We start from the raw sequence: 24,726 nt of genomic DNA, 5'->3' as shown, positions 1-24,726 counted from the left end.
CATGTCCGTTTATCCGTCCGTTCCCTCGGCTCTCGCCGAAGCCCTTTCCAATAAGGGGTATGACGCCCTCACCCAGGTCCAGTCTGCCGTGATCGAGCCTTCGCTCGCCGGGCGTGACCTGCTCGTTTCCGCCCAGACCGGCTCCGGCAAGACCGTTGCCTTCGGCCTCGCCATGGCGGGCGAGCTGCTGGGCGAGGAAGACCGCCTGTCCCGCGCCGAGACGCCGCTGGCCCTGATCGTGGCGCCAACGCGCGAACTGGCCATGCAGGTCGCCCGCGAGCTGACCTGGCTGTATGGCCCGGCCGGGGCGCGCCTCGCCACCTGTGTGGGCGGCATGGATATGCGCGACGAGCGCAAGGCCCTCGCCCGCGGTGCCCATATCGTCGTCGGGACGCCCGGCCGCCTGTCGGACCATATCAAGCGCGGCTCGCTGAATACCGCCGGCATCCGCGTCGTTGTGCTGGACGAGGCCGACGAGATGCTGGACATGGGCTTCCGCGACGAGCTGGAGCACATCCTGCAGGGCACGCCGGACTCCCGCCGCACCCTGATGTTCTCGGCCACCGTGCCCAAGGGCATCGCGAACCTTGCGGCCCGTTACCAGAAGGATGCCGAGCGCGTCCGCACCGAATCCGAACAGCGCCAGCATGGCGACATCGAATACCGCGCCCTGCTGGTCGCGCCGGGCGATGAAGAAAACGCCATCGTCAATATCGTCCGCCATTCCGACAGCGAAAGCGCGCTTGTCTTCTGTACGACACGCGCGGCCGTGAACAAGCTGATGAGCCGGATGGGCAATCGCGGCTTCCCGGTCGTCGCTCTCTCCGGCGAGCTGAGCCAGAAGGAACGCTCCAACGCGCTCCAGTCCCTGCGCGATGGCCGCGCCCGTGTCTGCATCGCCACCGATGTGGCCGCCCGTGGCCTCGACCTCGACAATCTGGGCCTGGTGATCCACGCAGACCTGCCGCGGGATTCCGCCACGCTGCTGCACCGGTCGGGCCGGACCGGCCGGGCTGGCCGCAAGGGCGTCAGCGCCCTGATCGTGGCTCCGAAAGCCCGCCGCCGCGTCGAACGCCTGCTGAGCGACGCAAAGATCGAAGCGACCTGGGGCACGCCGCCGTCGGCCGACGAGATCAACGCGCTGGACGATGCCCGCCTGCTGGGCGACCCGTCCCTCACCCGCCCCATCCATGAGAGCGAGCGCGCCATGATCGACGCGCTGCTCGAACAGCACGGGCCGGAACAGGTCGCCGCCGCCTTCCTGCGCAAGCAGCGCGAGGGCCGCTCCGCGCCGGAAGACCTGCGCGACGTGGACACGTCCCCGCCGAAGCGCCGCGAACGCGGAGAACGCGGCGACAGGCCCGAGCGCGAGCCGCGCGAGAAACGCCACAAGACCGAACGCAAAGGCTTCGACGATGCCGTCTGGGTGGAGCTCAATGTCGGCCGCAAGAAGAACGCCGAAGCGCGCTGGATCCTGCCCGTCCTCTGCAAGGCTGGCGGCCTGTCACGCGACGATATCGGCGCCATCCGCATCAATCCGGGCGACACGCATGTCGAGCTGACCCGTGACGGCGCAGAACGCTTCTTCGCCGCGCTGGGCGACGGCGGCACCCTGGAAAAGGGCCTGCGTGCCTCTCCGCTGGACGGTCCGCCGTCCGCACCGGCCCGGTTCGACCGGGAAGACCGTAGCGACCGCCCGGCCCCGCGCCTGCGCAAGAAACCGTACGACCCGGATGCCCCGCGCAAATTCTCCGGCAAGAAACCCTATGAGAAGAAAGCGGCCCGGGACGACGCCCCGGCCGCCGCCGAACGCGCGCCCTCCCCGCAGACAGACTATATCCAGGACGACCGGGAGAAGCCTGCAAAGCCGGCCAAATCGTTCTCCAAGGTGCACGCCAAGGATGGCTGGAAGCCGCCCATGCGCGGCAAGGGCAAACCGGCCCGCCCGGCTGGAAAAGGGCCCGGAAAAGGCCCCGCAAAGGGCGGCAAACCGGCCTTTCAGAAGGGCGGAAAACCGCTGAAAAAGCACCGGAAACCGCCCCCGAAGGTCTGATCCCGGAGGAACCGCCTCAGCGCCCCGATTTTGGCCCTGCAACACCTTGTTTTTGCAGGGCTAATTTGCACCCTCATTAAGCTGTAAAATAACCCCCGTTTCGGTTCCCTCTGAGGGGTTAATCCCCTATATTTGAAGGCGAATCTACAGAATCGACGGGGAAGCCTCATGGCTGAAGAAACGCAGGGCGAGAATGCCGAGTACGGCGCAGGCTCCATCAAGGTCCTGAAGGGCCTCGAAGCCGTGCGCAAACGCCCCGGCATGTATATCGGCGACACCGACGACGGCTCCGGCCTGCACCACATGATCTACGAGGTGGTGGACAACGCCATCGACGAGGCGCTGGCTGGCCATGCCGACCGCGTGACGGTCACCCTCTACCCCGACGGCTCAGCCGAAATCACCGACAATGGCCGCGGCATTCCCGTGGGCATGCACCCGACCGAGGGCGTCTCGGCGGCCGAAGTGATCATGACCCAGCTGCACGCCGGCGGGAAGTTCGACCAGAACTCCTACAAGGTCTCCGGCGGCCTGCACGGCGTGGGCGTGTCCGTGGTCAACGCGCTGTCGGACTGGCTGGAACTGACCATCCACCGCGAAGGCAAGGAACACTGGGTCCGCTTCATCGATGGCGGCTTCGTCGAGGCCCCGCTGGAGACACGCGGCGACTCCCCGATGACCGACAAGGGCGTGCCCTATACCGGCACCGCGGTGCGCTTCCTCGCCGCGCCCAGCACGTTCACGATGACGAATTATGACCGCAAGACGCTGGAACACCGTCTGCGGGAACTCGCCTTCCTGAACTCCGGCGTGCACATCATCTTCCGCGACGAGCGTGAGGCTGAGCCCTACGAGATCGACCTGATGTACGAAGGCGGCGTGAAGGCGTTCGTCGAACACCTCGACAAGGCCAAGGGCAAGCTGATCCCGGAGCCGGTCTACGCCATCGGCGAGAAGGACGGCATCACCGTCGAAGCGGCGCTGGAGTGGACCGACAGCTACCACGAGAACGTGCTCTGCTTCACCAACAACATCCCCCAGCGCGACGGCGGCACACACCTGGCCGGCTTCCGCGGGGCGCTGACGCGGATCATCAACAAATACGCCAACGAGACGGGCCTGGCGAAGAAGGCCAAGGTCGAGATTTCCGGCGACGATGCCCGCGAAGGCCTCACCTGCGTCCTGTCGGTGAAAGTGCCTGACCCGAAATTCAGTTCCCAGACGAAAGACAAGCTCGTCTCCTCCGAGGTCCGCCCGGTGGTCGAGAGCATGATGGGCGAGAAGCTCGCCGAATGGTTTGAGGAACACCCGAAGGAAGCCCAGGAAATCATGGGCAAGATCGTGGAGGCCGCCGCCGCACGCGAGGCCGCCCGCAAGGCCCGCGAACTGACGCGCCGCAAGTCTGCGCTCGACATCACCTCCCTGCCCGGCAAGCTGGCGGACTGCCAGGAGAAAGACCCGGCGAAGTCCGAAATCTTCATCGTCGAGGGGGATTCCGCTGGCGGCTCGGCCAAGCAGGGCCGGTCGCGCGACAATCAGGCCATCCTGCCCCTGCGCGGCAAGATCCTGAACGTGGAACGCGCGCGCTTCGACAAGATGCTGTCGTCAGACCAGGTCGGTACGCTGATCATGGCGCTCGGCGCCGGCATCGGCCGCGACGAGTTCGACATCAACAAGCTGCGCTATCACAAGATCATCATCATGACCGATGCTGATGTCGACGGCGCACACATCCGTACCCTGCTGCTCACCTTCTTCTATCGTCAGATGCCGGAAGTGATCGAACGCGGCTATCTCTACATCGCCCAGCCGCCGCTCTACAAGGTGACGCGCGGCCGGTCCGAACGCTATGTGAAGGACGATGCGGAGCTGGAATCCTATCTCATCGGCGAAGGCACCGACGGGGAATCCCTGATCCTCGCCGACGGCACCACGATTGCCGGGGAAGACCTGCGCGACCGCGTGCGCCAGGCCTCGAACTTCCAGGCAAACCTGCGCCGCCTCGCCCTGCGCGCCTCGGGCGACCTGATCGAACATGCCGCCCTTTCCGGGGCGCTTGCCGCCGGCGCGGGCGAAGACGAAGCCGCCAAGACCGCCGAACGCCTGAACCGCTTCGCCGAAGAAGGCGAAGACACATGGGCCGGCCGGTTCGTCGAAGGCGCGCTTGTCCTTCAGCGCACGGTGCGCAGCGTGGACGAGACCATCGCCCTGCCCCCGGCCCTGATCGCCAGCCAGGACGCCCAGCGCCTCGCCGAGCGTGCGGCCGGTCTCGCCGAAATGTACGACCAGCCCGCCATCCTGCGTCAGGACAAGGGCGGCGAAGTGACCGTGCACGGACCAAGCAGCCTGCTGAAAGCCGTGCTCGACAGCGGCCGCAAGGGCCTGAAAGTCCAGCGCTATAAGGGTCTGGGCGAGATGAACGCCGACCAGCTGTGGGAAACCACGCTCGACTCCAACGCCCGCACCCTGCTGCAAGTCCGCGTCGACCATATGGAAGAAGCCGACGACATGTTCACCAAACTGATGGGCGACGTCGTGGAACCGCGCCGGGAGTTCATCGAGGAGAATGCGCTGGACGCGGAGGTGGATGTTTGAACCAGCCTGAAACTCCCTCATTCGAAACACTGGATAAGGCATTTAAAGTTTTCACTCCTTATCTACATAGAAGAGCTCAGTTCATTTGGGCTGATCACGGACGTTTCTCACATTACACATCAGCTGAAGCCGCTTTGTCGATATTGAGCGGAAAGTCGATCTGGATGCGTAACGCAATGACCATGAACGACTTTAGCGAAATCGAATATGGTATCGGAAAAGTCACCCAATTTTTTGGACCGAACAATCAAAGCCAAATAATACGAAAATTCTGGAGCTTAGTTGAAGTAGCCACCGATGGTGAAGCATCGACATTGAAGGACACATTTGACCTTTGGTTACCCGACCTACGAACCAAGACATATGTTACCTGCTTGTCGGAACACCAGCCACACGAGGATGAGTTTGGCCGACTTTCGATGTGGAGAGGTTATGGCCAAGCAACTGGAGTGTGCCTTGTTTTAAATAGTCAAGAGGTGGCCGATGGCGCACGTCACTCTGACGTATTTACCTACCCGATCTGCTATTGTGGAGGCGCCGCTGCTGAGGAACTTTTTACAGAGGCAGTTAGCGGTATAATCGAACAAGAAGATTTTGTGCGGTCGCTCGATCAAACCACATTGCGCTGGTGGTTGCTGAATATGTTGCAGTCTTTTGTGTTTACTTTAAAACACCCGGGTTTTTCAGAAGAATCGGAATGGCGCTTGATTCATCGCCCATCCGAGAGTTTTTCCGACCGCTTAAAACGAGACATGGTTTCAATCGGGGGAATACCGCAGAGTATTTATCAACTCCCTCTCTCCACGGAGAATAGCGATTTCGAAGGTCTTGATCTCAAGAAGTTTGTTGATCGAATAATAATAGGACCAAGCGAACACCCTACAACCATTTGGCACGCCTTTGTAGAATGTCTTGAGGAGTTGGGGATCGAGGGTGCAGGAGAAAGAGTTCATTGTTCTGATATCCCCTTGCGTGCTCGCTGAACGTCACCAAAAACAGAAGCGACAAGTAAGCATGCGTTGGGTTGAGCGAAGCGATACCCACCGTTCGGCTCTGCCGCGCGCTATGTCTGGTGGGTTACGCCTTTGTCGCCCCCACCCTTCGGGTGCCCCCTGAGGAGAGATTGGGCTCTGTCCCACAGCCGCCGCGTGTCATCCCGGAATTTGCGCAGCAAATATCCAGGCGCCAGATGCGGTGTGGCCGTTGCAGGACCAGGGCCCGGATAAGCACCGGGGGCTTGCCGGGATGACAGGTTGGGAATTGTCTGAATTCGCCTGATAGGGCGCGGCCTCATCCTTCCGCCCATGCATCCTGACCTCCAACGCTATTTCAACCATGTCTGGCCGTTCTTCTGGCCGTGGCTGGTGTGGAACCTTGTGCGTGTTGCCCGCTGGCACACGCGCACCGGGCGGGAGGCGCTGATGGCGGTCGATTGCTTTGGCAATATAAGGCTGGTCTTTGTGGCCGATGCCCCGCCGCCCGATGATCTCTATACATATGAAGCGCCGTGCATCCCGCGCTGGGAACGGCCTGCTGTCTGCGGCGCCGGGCTCGCGGCTTTGCGCGGGCCGTCCGGCGAAGTCCGTCATGATCCGGTTAAGTCCGGTATGGTCATCCATAAGCATGACGTCGTCCGGACTGATCCGGTTTTGCACGTGCGTGGTCCGCCTTAGCTGGGCCTCAGTGCGCCGCCATCATTCTTCGACTTCGCTCAGCATGAGCATTCCTCTGAGGCGCAACACTTACCGGACTCATCCTGAGCAAAGTCGAAGAATGGGCCACACAGGACAAACTCACTTCACCGGATGGCACCCGCCTTTCCGGCCGCGCGTGCTGGATGGAACACGGGCGCCCCTTCCTGCGTTGATATTCCACCACAACACAGGAGGCCGACATGTCCGCACAACAGATTCCCGAACAGCAGGCCGCCGGACTTGCGCTCGCCGCGCGCCGGGGCCGTGCCCCCAAATGGCACCTGAAAGGCCAGGCCAAGAAGATGTATGACGAGCTGAGCATGGAAGAGCTGGAAGCCATCGCCGAGCCAGACGAGGACGGCGATCAGGAGAAAAAACCCTCGTAAACCGGGGACTTATTCCGGGGCGGCATAAGTCTTGTTTGCCGCCCTCCCCTACAGCCCCGCGCGCTTCACGTCATATTCGCTGCAACACGAAGCAATACGGCACCTGAAGGAGCCCGCCATGATTGACCTGCGCCCGTTCGACCGTCTCGGCCGTTTCCGGAACGACTGGCTCGACGCGAACTATCACTTCTCGTTTTCCGGCTATCACGACCCGCACCGCATGGGCGAAGGCGCCCTGCGCGTGTGGAACGATGACACGATCCAGCCGCACACCGGCTTTCCGCCGCATGGGCACCAGTCCATGGAAATCATCACCTATGTCCGCAAAGGCGCGATCACGCACAAGGACTCGATGGGCAATACCGGCCGCACCGAGGCCGGCGACGTGCAGGTGATGAGCGCCGGGGCCGGCGTGCAGCATTCGGAATGGAATGCCGACGATGAAACCTGCCAGCTGTTCCAGATCTGGATCCTGCCGCGCGAACAGGGCGGCCAGCCGGGCTGGGGCACGCGCCAGTTCCCGAAAGGCAATCGCTCCGGCAAGTGGACCGTGTTTGCCGCCAATGACGGCGAAGGCGATGCCCTGCCGATCAAGCAGGACGCCAAGGTGATGGGCGCTACGCTCTGCGCCGGGGATACGCTCGACTATGAGGTCGCGCCAGGCCGGCATGGCTATCTCGTGCTGGCCGCCGGATCGGTCAGCCTGAATGGTGACGTGCTGAAGGCCCGCGACGGGGCCGCCATCACCGGCGCCGAGACGATCCGCCTGAAAAGTATCGAAGACGCCGAGATCGTCTTCGTGGACACGATTTAACCTGTTTCACATCAGCGTGACTTCGGGAACAGACAGGGCGATGGTAAGTTGATCGGAGACCTTAATGGAGGTTCTGAAAATGAAACTTGTTCCCATCACCGCTATCGCCCTTCTCCTTGCCCCCGCCGCCATGGCCGCGGAAATCAATGTCACCGTCTCTGACGATTTCCAGACCAAGCTGCAGGATGATTACGGCACCCGTGAAGGTGACTACCTCATCAAGGACGTGAAGGATGACCTGACCCGCGAGCTCGACAAGGCTGGCGTGGACACGGCCCGGATCGATGTCACCATCGTCGATGCCAAACCGTCCAAGCCGACGTTCAAACAGCTCGGCGACCAGCCCGGCCTGGACTATGGCCTCTCAAAAAGCCTCGGCGGCATGAAACTCTCCGCCGTTGCCTATGACGACGCTGGCGAGAAAACCGGGGAGTATGAGTATTCCTGGTATGAGCATGACCTGCGAATGACCGGCATTACCACCTGGTACGACGCCAATCGGGCTTCGAACCGGTTCGCCCGGAATTTCGCAGAAGACCTGAAGGACGGCGAACTCGCCAATTAGAGCCAGCGGGCGAAAGCCCGACCACTAGAGGACGAGTTCACACCGCTCGTTGAGGCTGGGGCGCGCCAGAGCGACGCGCTTCAGCCCCGGCAGCGCCTCGCGCAGGTCCTCGGCGACCCAGAGGCAGATCCGCTCCAGCGTCGGCACATCAAGGCCGTCGATCTCGTTGAGCAACCTGTGATCCAGCTTTTCGGCTGTCGCATTCAGGCAGGCCGTCAGATGGCCGAAATCCTCGACCCATTGCTCACCCGGTTTCACGACACCGGCAACCGTCGCTTCCAGACGGAAGGAATGGCCGTGCATGTTCCGGTAAGGATGCCCTTCCGGCTTGCCGCCCATGAAGTGCGCCGCCTCGAAATTCACCGACTTGGTAATCTCGAACACGCGGCCCTCAGGGCTCAGGGCAGCCCGGTCAGTTTGTGTGTTTGCAAGCTCAGTCGCCATTGCGGATTCTTCAGACAGTAAGCAGCAGCAGCCTGCACATTGCGGGCCGCCTCGGAATTGTCCTTCGGTTGCAGGAAAAAGTGCTGAAAGTCCAGTTCCGTGAACCGTTCCGGCTGCGCTTCGGCCTCATCCTGCGGGTAGACCAGCTTGAGTTCATTGCCTTTTTTCAGGACAAGCGCGGCATTCGCCTTGGGGCTGACGCAGATCCAGTCGAGCCCCTCCGGCGCCGCGATCGTGCCATTTGTCTCCACCGCAATCTCGAAGCCTTCACCGTGGAGCGCGCCGATCAGTGGCGGATCCAGCTGCAGCAGCGGCTCTCCGCCCGTGCAGACGACATAGGGCCGGCCGGCGGTGTCGGCATTGGCTTTCCAGATCGAAGCGACCAGCGCGGCGACTTCTTCCGGGGTTTTGTACTTGCCGCCGTTTTCGCCGTCGGTGCCGACAAAGTCTGTATCGCAGAACTGGCAGACCGCACTCGCCCGGTCGCGCTCCAGCCCGTTCCACAGGTTGCAGCCGGCAAACCGCAGGAACACGGCGGCGCGCCCGGTCTGCGCGCCTTCCCCCTGCAGGGTGTAGAAGGCTTCCTTGACCGAATAGGTCATCGCGACACCTGCCAGCGGTCCCAGCCGGCCGCGCGCAGTTCGCAAGCCGGGCAGGTGCCGCAGCCATATCCCCAATCATGACGGTGGGTGCGATCGCCAAGATAACAGGTGTGGGTATCCTCTACGATCAGGTCGATCAGCCCCTGCCCTCCCAGCTCCAGCGCCATCGCCCAGGTGCCGGCCTTGTCTATATACATAAGGGGCGTCTCGATCGTCATCGGCTTGCCGAGACCGAGGCGCAGCGTTTCGGCCTGGGCCTGGATCGTGTCGTTCCGGCAATCGGGATAGCCGGAATAATCCGTCTCGCACATGCCGCCGACGAGCACGCCAACGCCGCGGCGGACGCCCAGCGCACCGGCGAGCGTCAGGAACAGCAGGTTGCGCCCGGGGACAAAGGTGGACGGCAGACCGGCATCGGTCGTCTCGATGGCCACATCATGAGTCATGGCCGTTTCACCAAGGCTCTTGAGAACCGTAGCGTCGATCATGTGATCGTCGCCAAGGCGCGACGCCCAGGACTCTTTCAGGCTGGCCATGCCGATACGGACTTTCTCCCGGCAGGACAGTTCCACGGCGTGGCGCTGGCCATAGTCGAACCCGATCGTCTCGACCGCATCGAATCGGTCAAGCGCCCAGGCCAGGCATGTGGCGGAATCCTGTCCGCCAGAAAAAAGGACGAGCGCGCGGGTGACGGAGGGTGAAGTCTGCAAGGTCATGGCGCGCCTCTACCAGCCCGGGCAAATCCGGCCAAGCCGGGAAAACTGTGTGGTTTTACCCACGCAATCAAAAATAGTCAGATGTTTACGCGAGGGTAGCCCGTTGACAGACGAGGCGGCCCCTCCTTTCGTAGTATTTGCAGTGTTCCTGCCAGAAGAGCACGCAAATAAACCAAAACCAACAACCAATAATCTTGTCCGCGAACATTGGACGAGGGGAGGAATTTGACTTGAAACTGAACCGACAACCTAAGTGCGTCTTGCTGGCAGGTGCCTCTGCCGCCGTATTGAGCCTGATTCAGGCCCCGGCGATGGCACAGGAAGCAGATGCACAGAACACCGCCACCACCGTTGAAGCTGCTCCTCCCGCCGCATCCGAACCCGCCGCTGACTCAGACAAACGTCTCAGCGTTGTGAAAGTGACTGCGACGCGCCGCGAGGAAAGCATTCTCGACGTGCCGCTGGCAGTGACCGCCATCAGCCCGACAGAAATTGAACGCCAGGGGGTCGCCGACCTTCGTGCGCTCGACAACCTGTCGGCCAGCTTCAACATGAACTCGACGCAAACGGAATCGCAGGGCACGTCCATGCGGATTCGGGGCGTCGGCACCACCGGTAACAATATCGGCCTGGAAAGCGCAGTCGGCGTTTTCCTGGACGGCGTTTACCTGTCACGCCCCGGCGTGGCCCTGGGCGACCTTGTCGACCTGCAACAGATCGAAGTCCTGCGCGGTCCGCAGGGCACACTGTTTGGCCGCAACACGTCTGCCGGTGCACTGAACATCACGACCAAAGCCCCGAACCTTCGTGAAAAGGACGGCTTTGCCAACGTCACCGCCGGCAATTACGGGCTGGTGAATGTGCAGGGCGGCTTCAGCGCGCCGATTGTCGAAGACAAGTTCGCAGTGCGTCTCTCCGGGGCTTACCGGACACGCGACGGACTGGTCGAAAGCACGACCGGTGCGGAAAGCCATACGCGTGACCGCTGGATGGTGCGCGGGCAAGCGCTCTGGCAAATCACCCCGGACGCAAAACTCCGGGTGATTGCGGATTACTCCGACGCGGATGAACAGTGCTGCGACGCCATCGTCACCGTTGACCCGCTGGGAGAAGCCGGCATTTATGCGGCTGTCGGCCTGCCTGCCAATGGCGGTGTTTCGGCTTTCGGCCCCCGTGCCCTCGACAGCCTGACGTCCAATGGCGAGCAATTCCAGAACCCGTTCCAGCAGGAAGGCATCTCCGCTCAGCTCGACTGGAACCTCGGCTTCGCTGATCTCGTCTATATCGGCTCTTACCGGGACTTCCATGCTGAATCCATTCAGCACTCTGAGTATGTGAGCCTCGACGTCTATGCTGTGGGCGACAACACGGCGCCGTTCGCGGCACCGAGCGTCCGGCCGTCTTACGACGACATCAAGACGACGACGCATGAACTGCGCCTGCAGGGCCAGGCCTTCAATGGCCGGCTCGACTGGCTGCTCGGCACCTATTATTCGGATGAGGACATCGAAGAACAGGCCACCATGACGCTTGGCGGCGACTATGGCCGCTATGTGTCGGCCCTGCTGGTGCCTGCGCTTGGCGCCCAGGCTGTCAGTGTCGGCTTTGGCGGCAATGTGCCGGCCGCGCTGGGCGGTGTCGACCCTGCCGGCAGCTATGCGACCAACAAGTTCAACCAGCAAGGCGAGTCTTTCTCCGTCTTCACTCATAACGTCCTTGAGCTGACGGATCGGCTAAACCTGACCGTCGGCCTTCGCTATGTGGAAGAAACGAAAGACGGGTCGTTTGACCAGGTTTCGGCGTCCTCGCCGACCTGTACAAACATCGCGAACGGTATCGTGGCCAATGCCTACCCTGCCAATGTGGCCCCTCTGGCCCCGACGGCGCTGGCACTGACCTGCTTCCCGTTCGCCACCGAAGCCGACCTTCCGGCCTCAGCCTTCCTGCCACTGCCTCGGACGTTCAACGACACGTTTGAGGATGAAGAGCTGGTATACACGGTGAAACTCGGCGGCTCGCTGACCGAGAACCTGAACTTCTATGCAGGCTTCACACACGGCTTCAAGTCAGGCGGCTTCAACCTCGACCCGACGGCGGCGACCGGCGGGGCGGATCCACGCTTCGACTCTGAAAAGATCGATGCGACCGAAGCCGGCCTCAAAGGGACGTTCAATGACGGCCGCGGCCGGTTCGACCTGGCTGTGTTCAACCAGGAAATGGAAGACTTCCAGGTGCTCGAATTCACCGGAACCCAATTCCAGACATTCAACGTGCCGAAGGTCGTCAGCAAAGGGGTCGAAATTGAAGTTCAAACCCAGCTGACGGACAATCTCAGCGCCAATGGTGCCCTGACCTATACCGATGCGTATTACCCGAATGACTGCGCACCGGGCGGGTTTGATCCATCGAACCCGGTGAATCGCCTGTGCGGATTCAAGCTGACCAATGCACCGGAATGGGTCGGTCTGATTGGCCTGACCTGGGAGAGCGCGCTCGACAACGGCATGCCCTACTTCCTGACCGGTACGGTTCGCAGCGAATCCGAACGCCGTACATCGACCCAGGCCGTGGACGATACAGGTGCCCGGCTCGCCGACGATATCCAGGACGCGAACAGCAAGTTGAACCTTCGTGCCGGTATCAGCACGGCGGATGACCGCTGGACGTTCGAGATCTGGGGGAACAATGTGACCGACGAGCAGACGAAGAATGTGACCTTCAACATGCCGCTCCGCGGAACGGCACGTGGTGTGTTCATCCAGGATCCTGCCACTTACGGTGTGACTTTGAGGACACGGTTCTAAGGTCTCTTTAGGCACAATCTTGCAAACAGAGCGGTGTCCGGCCCCGGACACCGCTCATTTTTTGCCTTTACGTAGGGTCCACCGGGCCAATCCTTCCAACTGAAAATATTGACTTTCCCTCCCGGCTGCCATTCGATGGATTCTGAAGCACGTTCAAAAAGAAACGGCTCAAAGAACAGCTCGAAGCCAGCAATCCCGCCGGCCCGAGGGGAGGAAAAATTAGATGACCAAATACAGAGACTCGAAATGTGTCTGGCTGGCTGGCGCTTCCGTGTTGGCCATGGGGCTGCTCGCCCCGGTTGCCGTCGCGCAAGAGGACGGCGAAAGCACCCGAACACTTTCCACCGTGACCGTGACGACCCAGAAGGTCGAGGAATCCATTCAGGACGTTCCGATCGCAGTCTCGGCATTTGACGAAGAGGCGCTCAATCGGCTCCAGCTGACCGGCGGCCCGGACCTCGTCAAATCCATCCCGAACGTGACCTTTACCAAAGGCAACTTCACGGGCTTCAACTTCAAGATCCGCGGCATCGGTGTGGACTCGGTCGCCCAGTCTGGTGACGCAGGGGTTGGTATCCACCAGAACGATGTCCCACTGACAGCGAACCGTCTGTTCGAAGCGGAATTCTACGATGTCGAACGGGTCGAGGTTCTGCGTGGTCCGCAGGGCACGCTGTACGGCCGGAACGCCACCGGCGGTGTGTTCAACCTGATCACCGCCAAGCCTGTGCTGGGTGAGTTTCAGGCGAATGCCGAATTGACCTACGGCAACGAGAATACGTTCAAAGCGAAAGGCATGGTCAACCTGCCGCTTGGCGACAAGGCCGCCTTGCGCCTGGCCGGCTCACTTCTGCAACGCGACGGCTATGTGAAAAATGCCGTCACCGGCAACGATATCGATGACCGTGACCTCTCCAGCTTCCGGGCAACCTTCGCAGTGGAACCGACCGACAATCTGCGCGGCTGGGTTTCCTACGAACACTTCGAAGAAGATGACAGCCGCCTGCGCGCCGGCAAGCAGCTGTGTAAAAAGGATCCGGGCTTCTCGTCATTCGGCGGATTCCAGGTCTCTGCATTCGACCAGCTCGTAACTTCGGTCGGTTGTCAGGATGCTCCGCTCAACCAATCAAACGATCGGGTGAACTCGCAGGCAACGCTTGGCGGCGGTCTTGCCATTACGGCCGGCCTTTTGAACGGCGACGCCTTCACCGACCCAGTGAACCCGGACCTTCGCACCATCGAATCTGCCTTCGACCCGATCTACAAGGCAGACCAGGACCTGATCACCTGGAAGGGTGAATGGAATGTCACTGACAGCCTGCTGTTCACCTATCTCGGCAGCCACAATGAGAGCTCGGTTCAGTCGATCGAAGACTATAACAAGATCGCCCCAACCATTGCCTTCAATGAGACAGCGGGTCCATTCGCAGCGATTCCTGCCCTTTATCCGCTCCTGTTCCCAGGCGGTGTTGTGTCTGATCCGGAACTTGGCGTTTCCAACCTGTTCCGTACGTTCGACCAATCGGGCGGCGGCAGCGATCAGGACACGCACGAGATTCGTCTGCAGTCGGATTTCGATGGACCGTTCAACTTCAATCTCGGCGCAATCAAGGTCGATTTCGAAGCGATTGATCCTTATGACAGCACGGCTGGTTACTATGTTCTTTCGAACTCGCTGACGGCCCTGACCCAGTTGAACAATGCTGCCGGTGGCGGCATCTTCGGCGGGAATGTCCCGCTCGACTCGGGGAGCACGAACAATCTCGGACTGTTCAACGGCACGCTGAACGGCGATGGCGGTGAATACTTCCGCTCCTTGTCTCCTTACCGTCTCGATTCAACCGCCTTCTTTGGCGAGGCTTACTATCAGGCAACGGACAACCTGAAGTTCACCCTTGGCCTGAGAAACACGATCGACAAAAAGGAGCAGGATGTCATTCCGACCTTCCTGTTCACGCCACAAGCGGCTGGTGCAGACCCTCTGCAACCGTCGCCGATCGTGGGTGCGGCCCCGGATGATGGCGGAGATGGCAGCCTGAACACCGAAGACAAGGAAACGACCGGACGCTTTGGTATCGATTGGTCACCGGATCTCGGCTTCACCGACGAAACCCTGATCTATGGTGTTTACTCGAAAGGCTACAAAGGCGGCGGGATCAACCCACCGCAGCCTGCCGGTGCAAACCTGTTCTCGCAAACCTTCGATCCTGAGTTCGTGAACTCCATCGAGATCGGTACGAAGAACACGCTTGGCGGCGGTGTCGCCCAGCTCAACGTGACCGGGTTCCATTATGACTATGAAGGGTACCAGATCACTCAGATCATCAACCGGTCTTCAGTGAACACCAACATCGACGCCAAGATCAAAGGCCTTGAAGTTGAGTTCCTCTGGACGCCGGCGGACAACTGGTTGCTCACGGCAAACCTGGGTATTCTCGATACTGAGATCCAGGATGCATATGGTATCGACGTTCTTGATCGCGCCAATGGCCGTTCTGACCTCGTCGTGCTGAAAAATGCAGCGAGCTTCGCCAACTGCGTGGTTTCGGCCCAAGGTTATGCAACTGTTCTCGGTGCCATCCAGGGCGGTCTGCTCAATGCGGGTGACACGCGCGGTCTATGCAGCGGTGCGTTCTCCGGTGCTGAATCGTCGTTCGGCCTTGACGGTGTCACCGTGAGCTACACGGACAGCAACGGAAACGTCCAAACGGCGAATGCACTCGAGCCGTTCGAAGGCGACGCGAAGAGCCTCGATGGAAACAACCTTCCGGGCGCGCCTGACACGACGCTGAACCTCGCTGCTGAATACACCTTCCCAGCCCTCGGCAATTCGAACTGGGATATGACAATCCGCAGCGACTACTACTATCAGGCCGACAGTGTCAGCCGGATCTGGAACACGCAGCGTGACCAGCTCGACTCCTGGTCGAACGTCAACCTGTCCATCCTGTTCAACAATGATCAGAACGGATGGGGCGTGGAATTGTTCGCCAAGAACCTGACGGATGAGGAAGTCATCACGGGTAACTACCTGACCGACGACTCCTCCGGCCTCTTCACCAACGTCTTCCTGACCGAACCGGCGCTCTATGGCGTCACGGTCAAGAAGTCCTGGTAACAGGTTCAAGACCGAAGCGAATTGGGGCGGCCCGGCCAGGGCCGCCCCTTTTTATTTGGCCCAAAGCCCGGCCTGACTTATGTTGCCCACACCATTCCCCAACCTTCCTGTCCCGGGAGACGTCCCATGCGCCTGATCTTTGCCGGCTTTGTTTCTGCCCTCGCCCTTTCTGCATGCAGCCCCGGTTCGGCCGCCGCGCCTGCAACGCCTGAGGTTTCCAGCGACCTTGAAGTAACGCTGACCCCTGTCATCGAGGCTGAATTCCCGTGGGGTCTGGCTTTCCTGCCCAATGGCGACCTCCTGTTCACCGAAAAGGATGGCGGCCTGAACTATGCCGCAGGCGGCGAAGGCGAAGCCACGCCGGTCACCGGCATGCCCCCTGCCCTGACAGAAGGACAAGGCGGCTATTTTGGCATCGCGCTGGATCCGGATTTCGAAACCAACCGCCTGATCTATGTCGCCTATGCCCAGGGCACCGAAGCCGACAACGGAACCGCGGTCGTGCGGGCCCGCCTCAGCGATGACAACACCGCGCTGGAAGACATGACGGAAATCTTCCGGGCCGACTCCCGCGACACCGCCTACCATTTCGGTGGCCGCCTGCAATTCGCCAATGACGGCACGCTGTTCGTCTCACTCGGCGAAGGTTTCAAATACATGAAGGATGCTCAGGACCCTAAAATCACCCATGGGTCTCTCATTCGCATCAATTCCGATGGTACCATTCCGGCCGATAATCCGTTTGCCGACGGAGTGGATGGAAACCCTGCCGTGTACTCCTACGGGCACCGGAACATCCAGGGTCTCTACTACGACAAGACGGAAGGCACGCTGTACGAGACAGAGCATGGCCCCAAGGGCGGCGACGAATTCAACATCATCAAACCCGGCGCAAACTATGGCTGGCCGGTGATCACCTATGGCGTCAATTATGACGGCACGATCATCACCGAGAAAACCGAGAAGGAAGGCATGGAGCAACCGCTCACCTACTGGGTGCCATCCATCGCGCCATCCGGCCTGACCCGCCTCACCAGCGATGTCTATCCCGGCTGGAAGGGTGACTTCTTCGTCGGCGGCATGAACGGCCCTGCCGGCCTGGAACTCGTCCGCATCCGGCTGGAGAACGGCGTCGTGACCGAGCGGGAGAACCTGTTCAAGGATGAGTACGCGATCCGCGACGTTGCCCAGTCGCCGGACGGCCACCTCTATGTCGCCACCAAGGATCTGGACGGCATCTTCCGCGTCGACATCGCGGAATAGGAATAGTTCAGCCTATTCGCTCGTCCGCCGGGCCCGCAGCGCGGCGGCGAGTGTGCCATCGTCCAGATGATCCAGCTCCCCGCCCACCGGCACGCCGTGGGCGAGATAGGTAATCTGCACGCCCTTGCCGGCCAGCTGCTCTGCGACGTAGTGGGCCGTGTTCTGGCCTTCGAACGTGGCATTCAGCGCCAGGATCACTTCGCGCACCCCGCCCGCATCGATCCGTGAGATCAGCGAGGGAATGTTGAGATCATCCGGCGTGATTCCATCGACGGCAGACATGACCCCGCCTAAGACGTGATAGCGCCCGCGATAGGATCCGCCGCGCTCCAGCGCCCACAGGTCCGGCACATCCTCCACAACGCAGATCAGGCCCTCATCGCGGCCGCCCGATTGGCACACTGCGCAAGGCTGCAACGTGTCATAGTTCCCGCAGATCTCGCATTTCTCGATCCGGCGCCCGGCATCGGACATCGCCTCGGCCAGCGGCAACAGCAGCGTATCGCTCCGTTTGAGTAGGAAAAGAGCCGCCCGGCGTGCCGACCGCGGCCCGAAGCCCGGCAGACGGGACATCAGCTCAATCAGGCGAAGAATCTCCGGGCCGGCAGAACGCTGTGACATGCCCCCAATGTCAGGTATTTGCCGGGCGTTGCAAGCATAGACGTGCAATTCTAGGTCAGCTGACCTCTGGGCCGACGGCGCCTATGGCGTCAGCTCGACCATTGTGACCGTACCGGTCCGGGTCTGCGTGAGTACGAGTGCATCGCTTGCCAGATCCAGCCCCCAGGAGTGCCGGACACTGGAAGTCCAGAACGGAGCCGGCAGGTATTGCAGCGGAGCGTAGTCCGGGCTGTACGTACCGAGCATCACGTCTTGCTCATCATCGATAAAAATAAGGTACGGGATATCTTCCAGAGCGATCAGGACATCCGATTGGCTCGAGGCATCCATCGAGTTCGTGTCTTCTATGATGATGTCCGAAGGCACTCCCTTGGTCCACGAGTACACCTTCGTGTTGACGATACCCGGGTTCCCTTGCTCATTCGAATAAATGTGCACCTCATGATGTCCATCATGGACGCCATCGGAGAAAACGAACGCAGCCGTAAACGTATCCGCTCCCGTTGCATTGAGCTTGAATGCGGCCCCGACCAGGTCCAATCCTTGTGGTTGGGCAATTGGCAGGCTCGCCCCTTCAAGGGGGGCTGCTCCGGATTGCGTGGTCCAGAAGCGCAGGGATTGCGTCGACGAATCATACGCGACCAGATCGTTGCTATCCCCGCCGACATGGCAGTACTCACCGGAAGCCTCGATCACCGTGCTCGGTTCGAGGTTCATTCCATTGACATCATCGAACTTGAACAACCGCAAACCATTGTCCCGGCTGCCCACGACCAGATCTGACAAAATCGGAATGTCCGGAGAAAGGAGCGATGCCACGGCACAAGGTTTCTGAGTGGTCAAAACCTGCTCAAATGCCTGCAGGAGATGAACACGATTACTTTCTTCCAGAGCAACCAGAACCGACTGGGACCCAGATTTAAAAAACCCGCTGCTCACAAGGGTGTTCTCACCTGCGATGCTGTCCGGCAGATCATTTTCCACGACTGGAACAAATTCTTCGGTCGTCAGATCATTTTCATATCTGAACGAGAGGCGTGCCGTATCGTCCGCTTTGTCCGCCACACCTATCAATCCGGAAGTCAGCGCGCCGAATGGCTGGGAAAAGAAGTCGGCGCCGACCGGATTCTGCAGGTTCCCGAAGTTCGCAAGATCGCCACTCACGATACCGCCGACAGGCGACAAGACGATGTTCCGGACGGAAATAGTCACGTTCTCTGTGGTCGTATCTTCTCCGTCCGAAACCGAGATTTCAAACTCCATTGCAGAATCCGCGCTCACTTCCGGAGCACGGAACGCGAAGATCCCTTCGCCGGTCGGCACATTTTCAAACAATGGCACATTGCTGGGAGCCGGGCCGGAGAGCTGAGTGACCGCAATGGTCAGCGCGTCACCATCCGAATCCGTCGAACCACTGGCATCGATCCAGAATGGCTGCTCTTCATCCGGGCTAGAAGAGCTGAGCGTGTAGTTCACTTCCGGCGGTGTATTGGCGGGCGGAGGTAGAGGCGGCGGTGAGGCTATTGGGTCCTGGCCGCTTCCTGTGCCGCCTCCCCCGCCGCATCCACTCAATGCCAGCGCCAAAGCGCCAGCAGCCACCGCTGCCGTTTTCAACCGCATACCCCAATCCCGCAGACTACCTATAGGTGATCAGTTTTATTTTCGGGTTCTGCAGCAGATACAACAGCCTTCTCCCAAAAAGAGAGTCATGGCTGACAAATCCATCAATTATCGGGTGAAACAAACAAAAAACCCCAGCCGTCGGGCTGGGGCTTCTGTTCTGATCGTCGGGAAAAGGCTTATGCCGCCTCTTCGACCTCGCTCGTTTTCGAACTCGGGCGCGGATCGCGGAGCACATAGCCGCGGCCCCAGACCGTTTCGATATAGTGATTGCCGCCGGTGGCCTGCTGCAGCTTCTTGCGGAGCTTACAGATGAAGACGTCGATGATCTTCAGTTCCGGCTCGTCCATGCCGCCATAGAGGTGGTTCAGGAACATTTCCTTGGTCAGCGTCGTGCCCTTCCGGAGGGAAAGCAGCTCGAACATCTGGTATTCCTTGCCGGTGAGGTGCACGCGGTCGCCGTCCACTTCCACCGTCTTGGCGTCGAGGTTCACCAGGATCTCGCCGGTGCGGATCACGCTCTCGGCATGGCCTTTGGAGCGGCGCACAATGGCGGTAATGCGGGCGATCAGCTCGTCCTTGTTGAACGGCTTGGTGAGGTAATCGTCAGCGCCATAACCCAGCGTGCGGACTTTTGCCTCGATGTCCGGGTTACCGGAGAGGATCATGACCGGCGTGTTCACGCGGCCCATACGCAGCTGTTTGAGGACTTCGTAGCCGGAGATATCAGGCAGCGACAGATCAAGGATGATCATGTCGTACTCGTAGACCTTCCCCAGATCGACACCTTCTTCACCGAGGTCAGTGGCGTAGATGTTGAAGCCCGCGGACTTCAGCATCAGCTCGATGGAACGCGCGACGGCGCTATCGTCTTCAATTAGCAGGACGCGCATGTGTCGTCTCCCGAATCAGCCTAACGACAAGCTAGTCGTTTTTATTAACTCTGAGAATCCTATAGGCTGTTTCTTTAACACTAGTTAACAGAGCCCTGCGATTCCCCGCGAAATCCCCCAAATCTTCACACAGATTAATTGCCAAGCTCCGCTGCCGAGGCTGCACCGATCAGCATTTGGCTGATTGCGATGGCATCCTGGATAGGTTGAGCCTGAGGATCTGTGGAAATCAGTGTCTTCTGGCAGCGGATTGCATCGCGGACCTTCGGGTCGCGGATCACAACACCGGCCAGATGCGGACGGAAGCCAAGGAAAGTCTGGCACGCCCGGGCAATCGCCTCATAAGTCCGTTGTCCGGCAGCACGGCTGTCGGCCTGGTTGATACAGACCACCGGCTCGACATTCGGCGCATAGCCGCGCAGCACCTTGATAAAGGCGTAAGCGTCGGTCATCGACGTCGGCTCGTCCGTGATCACCATCAGGGCCTTGTCGGCAGCACGGGCAAGCCGCATGCAGTTCGCCTCGATCCCGGCGCCGAGATCGACCACGACCTGGTCATATTGCAGGGCCAGCGCGGAAAGACCGGCCGCGAGGCGGGCCACTTCTTCTGGCGGCAGTTCTGCCAGCGCGCCGGAGCCTGACCGGCCCGGCAGCACATCGAACCCGCCATCTGCGGCGCCGCCATCAACTGGCGTCACGGCATCGTCGAGCTCGACCCAGCCGGCAATAACGGCCGCGAGGTCGGTTTCAGGCGCGATGCCGAGCTGGACGTCGACATTGGCGAGGCCAAGGTCCCCATCCACCAGCAAGGTGCGTTTACCGGCCTGGGCGAAGGCGGATGCCAGCGTGATGGCCATGAACGTCTTGCCGACGCCGCCCTTCCCGCTCGCAACTGCGATGATCGACGCAGGCTCGACCCGCCGCGGTGTTGGCCGCGGCGCCGGACGTTCCTGCGATTTGCGCATCATGAAACTCATGGGATTACGCGGCTCCTTTCAGGGCGATCACGTCGCCCGGGGCATCTTCCATCAACAGGGCGGCAAGGCGCATGGGCGCTGCCGGGACCAGTCCGCCGCCGATGAACGGGGTGACGGCAAGGTGTGAGAAGGCAATGCCGGCCGACGACAGGGCGGATATGGCCCCGCCCCTCCTTCGGACAACATCGAGTTTGGTCAGAATGGCCCGCTTGATGCCTGCTCTGGCAAAGCTGCGGGCGGCTTCAAGCTGGTCGTCGGGGTGGCCTTCGGCTGAAAGGACCAGCACAGGCTCGGCGCGAATGACGGAAATCAGGTCCTGCAGGCTGGCCATATCGTCATCATCGAATGGATTGATGGCCGGCAGATCGATCACGCACCGGCGGTTCTCGGTCTTCAGCGTCTTCAATGTCGCGAACAGGTCATCCGGTGACTGGCAGGTGCGGATCTGGCTCTTTTCCCGCTCCAGATACGCCGCCAGCTGTGCCCCACCAGCTGTGCCGTCAAGGTCAGCGGCCACAGGGGCCACTTCGGCGCGCGCCATGGCAGCGCGGCGGGTCAGCTTGGCAGCTGTGGCGGTGCGGCCGTGCCCGGGCGGGCCGACCAGAAGAATATCGCGGTCCAGGCGCGCAGGCAGCGGATCGCAGGTCACGATGCGGGCAAGGCCTTCGGAGATGGCCTCTTCCGGATCTCTCAGGTGCTGGACGCGGCCAGCCCCTTCGGCGGCAATACGATCCGCAAAACGCTGCGGTGAACCATGCCAGAGCAGCGCATCGCGCACGCGGCTGAACAGGGGATTTTCGGAACCTCGGCCATGGCCGCCACCGCGCGCATCGCGCAGGAACAGCGGCTCATTCGGCACCATGCCGACGCCGCCCATCTTGTCGACCGCCGCACGAACTTCCACGCCACCATCAATCTCGCGCTCGGACAGGATCACCGCATCGGCTCCCATCTCGGCAAAAATCATCGCCTTGGCAGCCTCGAAGGTCTCGGCGGCGAACATCTTCATACGCATACGGCGGCGTCCTTACTCTCGAACAGACCCGCCATCCCCGCGCCCCAGACGCGAACGGGCCACACTCTCCCGAAACCATTAGTGTCGTCTAAAGGTTAACAAATTCCTCTTCGGTGTTAGGGATTGCCGAATTCGGACGGGGCAAACAGCCCATTCCTGCAGTGCCGAATCTGTCGGCCTGCAACACATTGTTAACCATGGGTTTTCCCGCAGTCAGGCGGCTTCGCGGGAGTCCACGATCTCCGAAAGCGTCACCCCGAGTTGCCCATCGGCAACAACCAGGCGCCCCCGCGCCATCAGGCGGTCGGAGACATAAATCTCGACCGGTTCGTCGGTGCGCCGCTCCAGCGCGACGATGTCCTCGGCGGACATGGCGGCCAGTTCTTCCATCGGCATGCGCACTTCGCCCAGCACGACATCAACACGCACGGGCACGTCCATCAGGGACTTCTGCAAGGCAGGATTGGCAGGTTGGGTCATGATCCATCCTTCTCGGTCGGGCGGCTGTTCTGGATGAATTCCTGGCTTTGTGCAAACAGATCGCCCTGTCCGTCCACGATCCGCTGGGCTGTCGCCGTGACCAGACGCAATGCGGACTCCCGGAAACCGTCCGAATAAGCGCTCGTTTCCAGGTGTCCGGCCAGAGAGACCAGGTTTGCCAGGGCTTCCGTCAGGTTTTCCGTCACCTGCTGCAGGCGCGCATTCTGTTCGTCATGCTTCAATGACATGGCAGCGGCATGGGCCTCCGCACGCGCCTCTGTCAGCAGCATCGCCAGATCCGGCGCAGACAGCGTGATCTTTTCCTCCACCGGCAGCGCCGGCACGTCCGGTTCCGGCGGCGGCGTGAAATCGCTGCGGAAATCGAAGGGCTGCAGGGATTTGACGGCGCGCTGTATCATTCTACCAGCTCATCGTCTTCGATCTGGCCATCGGCGCGGATATCGCCGCGCTGGATCAGTGTGCGGGCCAGCGCGACCAGTTCCTGGCGGGCGGTTTCGACGTCACTGCGGCGGACCGGGCCAAGCGACGCGATCTCCTCTCGCAGCAGATCGCCGGCACGTTGGGTCATATTGGCAAAGAAAACTGAGGCCGTATCGGGCCGCGCGCCTTTCAGCGCCACAACCAGAACGGCGCGATCCGCCGCGGACAGAAGTGTCTGCAGGCCAGCCGCATCCAGGCTCGTCAGGTCGTCGAACGTGAACATCAACGCGCGCACCTTCTCGCCTGCCCCCGGTTCGGCGTGGTCGAGCGCAGCAAGGAATGTCTTCTCGGACCGGCTGTCGAGGCGATCAAAAATGCGGGCGACACGCTCATGTCCGCTTGCCTGCCCATCCCCGGCATTCGCCATCAGGATGGCCTCAAGCCGGGTTTCAAATGCCGACAGTGCGGCCGGATGGACGGGCCCAAGATTCAACAGCCGCTGCATCGCGTCGATGGCCAGCCGAGGCGGCAAGGCGCGCAGAAGCCGCGCAGATGCCTCGCCCTGCAAGCGCGACAGGACCAATGCAACGGTTTGCGGATGCTCCGTCTCGAACAGGCTCGCCAGCGCCTCCGCGCCTACATCTGACAGGCGACGCCAGACAGACGCGCCGGGCTCTGCCGGGCTGCGTAGCTTTTGATGCGCGGCCATGAACTGGGAGACCGCGTCGGCTTCCCCTTCCGCCGAAGGGCCGAGCGTATCCATCGCGGCCGTCAGGGCCTGCACTTCAGATTTGGAAAGTTCCGCCCAGATCGGTGCCGCATCCGGACCAAGTGCGCGCATCAGGCGGGCCGACCGCATCAGGCCGTCCGCCGGTGTCTCTTTGCGGGCAACCGTCAGCGCACTCATGCATTGCCTCCATTGCCACTCATCCAGCCGCGGACGACATCGGCTGCCCGGCCGGGATCACGGCGGGCGAGGTCTGCGGCATCATCATCGTGCACGGCGACGGGGCGAACGGCCGGTTCCGCAGCGGGCTGCGCCACACGGCCTGGCAGGGATTCCTGCACCAGTTCGACAGGCGCCTCTTCGCGGCGCTCCGCCCGGAAACCGATCCATCCAGCCAGACCGGCCAGCAGGGCCAGCAACGACAATTCCGCCCAGTCGCGCGGCAGCGGCGCGCCGCTGATACCGGGCGCGAAGGCCACACGCTGCAGGTCCACGCCTTCTCCCTTGGAAGGGTCGAGCCCGGCAGCCGTGGATATGGTGTTGGACAGCGTCGCATCGTCCACGCCGGCCGCCTCGTCCAGAAGCAGCAGGACCTGCCGGACAGCACCTGGCTGGCGGACAATGGAAATGCGGACATGCCCCTGCCCCGCCATCGCTTCGGCGACAGACAGGAGGGACGCTTCAGACTGGGAAAGCGGACCGGGCGATGCGGGGGTACGGCTGATCACATCGCTGCCGCGCCAGGCGAGCAGGCCGAGGGCCACCGCACATGCCGCGAACGCGAGCGCCCGTGTGGAAGGCGCCGCGCCGCGCGAGATACCGGATCTTCCGTGCGCCATACTGGACTCCCGTCACCCGGAGGATTCCGGATGCTTTCGCCAGAGTTAACGGGGCGCCC

The 24,726-nt window shown here is 61.3% G+C and carries 22 protein-coding genes; 10 read left to right on the top strand and 12 right to left on the bottom strand.

Features of this window, described 5'->3' with window-relative positions:
* The first annotated feature begins 1 nt into the window (after position 1).
* The 7 genes from HAD_RS07995 (at position 2) to HAD_RS07965 (ending at position 8,107) form a co-directional block, all read left to right on the top strand.
* On the top strand, positions 2–2,053 hold the full coding sequence (locus tag HAD_RS07995) for a DEAD/DEAH box helicase (RefSeq protein WP_035570399.1): 2,052 nt from the start codon (positions 2–4) through the stop codon (positions 2,051–2,053).
* 168 nt (positions 2,054–2,221) lie between these two features.
* Positions 2,222–4,648: a DNA topoisomerase (ATP-hydrolyzing) subunit B gene (gene gyrB / locus HAD_RS07990; protein WP_035570397.1), complete on the top strand. Its 2,427-nt coding sequence runs from the start codon at positions 2,222–2,224 to the stop codon at positions 4,646–4,648.
* Positions 4,645–5,631, top strand: coding sequence for a DUF2971 domain-containing protein (locus tag HAD_RS18365; RefSeq protein WP_156942201.1), 987 nt, complete (start codon positions 4,645–4,647; stop codon positions 5,629–5,631). Before gyrB ends, HAD_RS18365 begins: the two co-directional genes overlap by 4 nt.
* Before the next feature lie 321 nt (positions 5,632–5,952).
* Positions 5,953–6,321: a hypothetical protein gene (locus HAD_RS07980; RefSeq protein WP_035570394.1), complete on the top strand. Its 369-nt coding sequence runs from the start codon at positions 5,953–5,955 to the stop codon at positions 6,319–6,321.
* A 221-nt stretch (positions 6,322–6,542) separates the two neighbouring features.
* The gene (locus HAD_RS07975; protein ID WP_035570393.1) at positions 6,543–6,728 is read left to right on the top strand and encodes a DUF3008 family protein; all 186 of its coding nucleotides are present in this window, start codon (positions 6,543–6,545) and stop codon (positions 6,726–6,728) included.
* A 118-nt stretch (positions 6,729–6,846) separates the two neighbouring features.
* The gene (locus HAD_RS07970) at positions 6,847–7,542 is read left to right on the top strand and encodes a pirin family protein (protein WP_035570392.1); all 696 of its coding nucleotides are present in this window, start codon (positions 6,847–6,849) and stop codon (positions 7,540–7,542) included.
* 79 nt (positions 7,543–7,621) lie between these two features.
* Positions 7,622–8,107, top strand: coding sequence for a hypothetical protein (locus tag HAD_RS07965; RefSeq protein ID WP_035571882.1), 486 nt, complete (start codon positions 7,622–7,624; stop codon positions 8,105–8,107).
* Positions 8,108–8,131: 24 nt separating this feature from the next.
* Here HAD_RS07965 and HAD_RS07960 read toward each other — a convergent pair whose 3' ends face one another.
* Genes HAD_RS07960 through queC form a run of 3 tightly spaced genes read right to left on the bottom strand, consistent with a single transcriptional unit; the run spans position 8,132 to position 9,869 of the window.
* Positions 8,132–8,491, bottom strand: coding sequence for a 6-pyruvoyl trahydropterin synthase family protein (locus HAD_RS07960; RefSeq protein ID WP_035570390.1), 360 nt, complete (start codon positions 8,489–8,491; stop codon positions 8,132–8,134).
* A gap of 14 nt (positions 8,492–8,505) precedes the next feature.
* Positions 8,506–9,153: a 7-carboxy-7-deazaguanine synthase gene (gene queE / locus HAD_RS07955; protein WP_035570388.1), complete on the bottom strand. Its 648-nt coding sequence runs from the start codon at positions 9,151–9,153 to the stop codon at positions 8,506–8,508.
* Positions 9,150–9,869 carry a 7-cyano-7-deazaguanine synthase QueC gene (queC, locus tag HAD_RS07950; protein WP_035570386.1) on the bottom strand — a complete coding sequence of 240 codons (720 nt, stop codon included), beginning with the start codon at positions 9,867–9,869 and terminating at the stop codon, positions 9,150–9,152. Before queC ends, queE begins: the two co-directional genes overlap by 4 nt.
* A 311-nt stretch (positions 9,870–10,180) precedes the next feature.
* Between queC and HAD_RS07945 the strand changes: the two genes are divergently transcribed.
* From HAD_RS07945 to HAD_RS07935, 3 genes are all read left to right on the top strand, one after another.
* On the top strand, positions 10,181–12,673 hold the full coding sequence (locus tag HAD_RS07945; RefSeq protein ID WP_051596028.1) for a TonB-dependent receptor: 2,493 nt from the start codon (positions 10,181–10,183) through the stop codon (positions 12,671–12,673).
* 223 nt (positions 12,674–12,896) lie between these two features.
* Positions 12,897–15,791, top strand: coding sequence for a TonB-dependent receptor (locus tag HAD_RS07940; RefSeq protein ID WP_035570384.1), 2,895 nt, complete (start codon positions 12,897–12,899; stop codon positions 15,789–15,791).
* Positions 15,792–15,917: 126 nt separating this feature from the next.
* Positions 15,918–17,054 carry a PQQ-dependent sugar dehydrogenase gene (locus HAD_RS07935; RefSeq protein ID WP_035570383.1) on the top strand — a complete coding sequence of 379 codons (1,137 nt, stop codon included), beginning with the start codon at positions 15,918–15,920 and terminating at the stop codon, positions 17,052–17,054.
* 12 nt (positions 17,055–17,066) lie between these two features.
* On the opposite strand, the gene recR is transcribed toward HAD_RS07935, so the two are convergent.
* From recR to HAD_RS07890, 9 genes are all read right to left on the bottom strand, one after another.
* Positions 17,067–17,675, bottom strand: a complete 609-nt coding sequence (gene recR, locus HAD_RS07930) for a recombination mediator RecR (protein ID WP_035570381.1) — start codon at positions 17,673–17,675, stop codon at positions 17,067–17,069.
* 81 nt (positions 17,676–17,756) lie between these two features.
* Positions 17,757–19,295 (bottom strand): hypothetical protein, encoded by a 1,539-nt coding sequence (locus HAD_RS07925; RefSeq protein WP_156942200.1) that lies wholly within the window; start codon positions 19,293–19,295, stop codon positions 17,757–17,759.
* Between the two features lie 179 nt (positions 19,296–19,474).
* Positions 19,475–20,188 carry a response regulator transcription factor CtrA gene (gene ctrA / locus HAD_RS07920; RefSeq protein ID WP_035570378.1) on the bottom strand — a complete coding sequence of 238 codons (714 nt, stop codon included), beginning with the start codon at positions 20,186–20,188 and terminating at the stop codon, positions 19,475–19,477.
* A 134-nt stretch (positions 20,189–20,322) separates the two neighbouring features.
* The gene (locus HAD_RS07915; protein WP_035570376.1) at positions 20,323–21,165 is read right to left on the bottom strand and encodes a nucleotide-binding protein; all 843 of its coding nucleotides are present in this window, start codon (positions 21,163–21,165) and stop codon (positions 20,323–20,325) included.
* A gap of 4 nt (positions 21,166–21,169) precedes the next feature.
* Complete coding sequence (locus tag HAD_RS07910; protein WP_035570374.1) at positions 21,170–22,180, bottom strand: flagellar biosynthesis protein FlhF; 1,011 nt, start codon at positions 22,178–22,180, stop codon at positions 21,170–21,172.
* A 213-nt stretch (positions 22,181–22,393) separates the two neighbouring features.
* Positions 22,394–22,660, bottom strand: a complete 267-nt coding sequence (locus HAD_RS07905; RefSeq protein WP_035570372.1) for a FliM/FliN family flagellar motor switch protein — start codon at positions 22,658–22,660, stop codon at positions 22,394–22,396.
* Positions 22,657–23,079 (bottom strand): hypothetical protein, encoded by a 423-nt coding sequence (locus HAD_RS07900; protein ID WP_035570371.1) that lies wholly within the window; start codon positions 23,077–23,079, stop codon positions 22,657–22,659. Before HAD_RS07900 ends, HAD_RS07905 begins: the two co-directional genes overlap by 4 nt.
* Positions 23,076–24,008 (bottom strand): flagellar motor switch protein FliG, encoded by a 933-nt coding sequence (locus tag HAD_RS07895; protein ID WP_035570370.1) that lies wholly within the window; start codon positions 24,006–24,008, stop codon positions 23,076–23,078. The genes HAD_RS07900 and HAD_RS07895 overlap by 4 nt, the downstream gene beginning before the upstream one ends.
* Positions 24,005–24,667: a hypothetical protein gene (locus HAD_RS07890; protein ID WP_035570368.1), complete on the bottom strand. Its 663-nt coding sequence runs from the start codon at positions 24,665–24,667 to the stop codon at positions 24,005–24,007. Before HAD_RS07890 ends, HAD_RS07895 begins: the two co-directional genes overlap by 4 nt.
* Positions 24,668–24,726 lie beyond the last annotated feature (59 nt).

It is taken from the genome of Hyphomonas adhaerens MHS-3, assembly GCF_000685235.1.
GTDB lineage: Bacteria > Pseudomonadota > Alphaproteobacteria > Caulobacterales > Hyphomonadaceae > Hyphomonas > Hyphomonas adhaerens.
The sequence above is the reverse complement of the archived record's forward strand: the minus strand, read 5'-3'. Positions and strand labels throughout refer to the sequence as shown.

What these genes read in the sequence shown, in the direction of transcription:
- HAD_RS07995 (WP_035570399.1), top strand. Translation starts at nt 2, where the DNA reads ATGTCCGTTTATCCGTCCGTTCCCTCGGCTCTCGCCGAAGCCCTTTCC.
- gyrB (WP_035570397.1), top strand. Translation starts at nt 2,222, where the DNA reads ATGGCTGAAGAAACGCAGGGCGAGAATGCCGAGTACGGCGCAGGCTCC.
- HAD_RS07980 (WP_035570394.1), top strand. Translation starts at nt 5,953, where the DNA reads ATGCATCCTGACCTCCAACGCTATTTCAACCATGTCTGGCCGTTCTTC.
- HAD_RS07975 (WP_035570393.1), top strand. Translation starts at nt 6,543, where the DNA reads ATGTCCGCACAACAGATTCCCGAACAGCAGGCCGCCGGACTTGCGCTC.
- HAD_RS07970 (WP_035570392.1), top strand. Translation starts at nt 6,847, where the DNA reads ATGATTGACCTGCGCCCGTTCGACCGTCTCGGCCGTTTCCGGAACGAC.
- HAD_RS07965 (WP_035571882.1), top strand. Translation starts at nt 7,622, where the DNA reads ATGAAACTTGTTCCCATCACCGCTATCGCCCTTCTCCTTGCCCCCGCC.
- queE (WP_035570388.1), bottom strand. Translation starts at nt 9,153, where the DNA reads ATGACCTATTCGGTCAAGGAAGCCTTCTACACCCTGCAGGGGGAAGGC.
- queC (WP_035570386.1), bottom strand. Translation starts at nt 9,869, where the DNA reads ATGACCTTGCAGACTTCACCCTCCGTCACCCGCGCGCTCGTCCTTTTT.
- HAD_RS07945 (WP_051596028.1), top strand. Translation starts at nt 10,181, where the DNA reads ATGGCACAGGAAGCAGATGCACAGAACACCGCCACCACCGTTGAAGCT.
- HAD_RS07940 (WP_035570384.1), top strand. Translation starts at nt 12,897, where the DNA reads ATGACCAAATACAGAGACTCGAAATGTGTCTGGCTGGCTGGCGCTTCC.
- HAD_RS07935 (WP_035570383.1), top strand. Translation starts at nt 15,918, where the DNA reads ATGCGCCTGATCTTTGCCGGCTTTGTTTCTGCCCTCGCCCTTTCTGCA.
- recR (WP_035570381.1), bottom strand. Translation starts at nt 17,675, where the DNA reads ATGTCACAGCGTTCTGCCGGCCCGGAGATTCTTCGCCTGATTGAGCTG.
- HAD_RS07925 (WP_156942200.1), bottom strand. Translation starts at nt 19,295, where the DNA reads ATGCGGTTGAAAACGGCAGCGGTGGCTGCTGGCGCTTTGGCGCTGGCA.
- ctrA (WP_035570378.1), bottom strand. Translation starts at nt 20,188, where the DNA reads ATGCGCGTCCTGCTAATTGAAGACGATAGCGCCGTCGCGCGTTCCATC.
- HAD_RS07915 (WP_035570376.1), bottom strand. Translation starts at nt 21,165, where the DNA reads ATGAGTTTCATGATGCGCAAATCGCAGGAACGTCCGGCGCCGCGGCCA.
- HAD_RS07910 (WP_035570374.1), bottom strand. Translation starts at nt 22,180, where the DNA reads ATGCGTATGAAGATGTTCGCCGCCGAGACCTTCGAGGCTGCCAAGGCG.
- HAD_RS07905 (WP_035570372.1), bottom strand. Translation starts at nt 22,660, where the DNA reads ATGACCCAACCTGCCAATCCTGCCTTGCAGAAGTCCCTGATGGACGTG.
- HAD_RS07900 (WP_035570371.1), bottom strand. Translation starts at nt 23,079, where the DNA reads ATGATACAGCGCGCCGTCAAATCCCTGCAGCCCTTCGATTTCCGCAGC.
- HAD_RS07895 (WP_035570370.1), bottom strand. Translation starts at nt 24,008, where the DNA reads ATGAGTGCGCTGACGGTTGCCCGCAAAGAGACACCGGCGGACGGCCTG.
- HAD_RS07890 (WP_035570368.1), bottom strand. Translation starts at nt 24,667, where the DNA reads ATGGCGCACGGAAGATCCGGTATCTCGCGCGGCGCGGCGCCTTCCACA.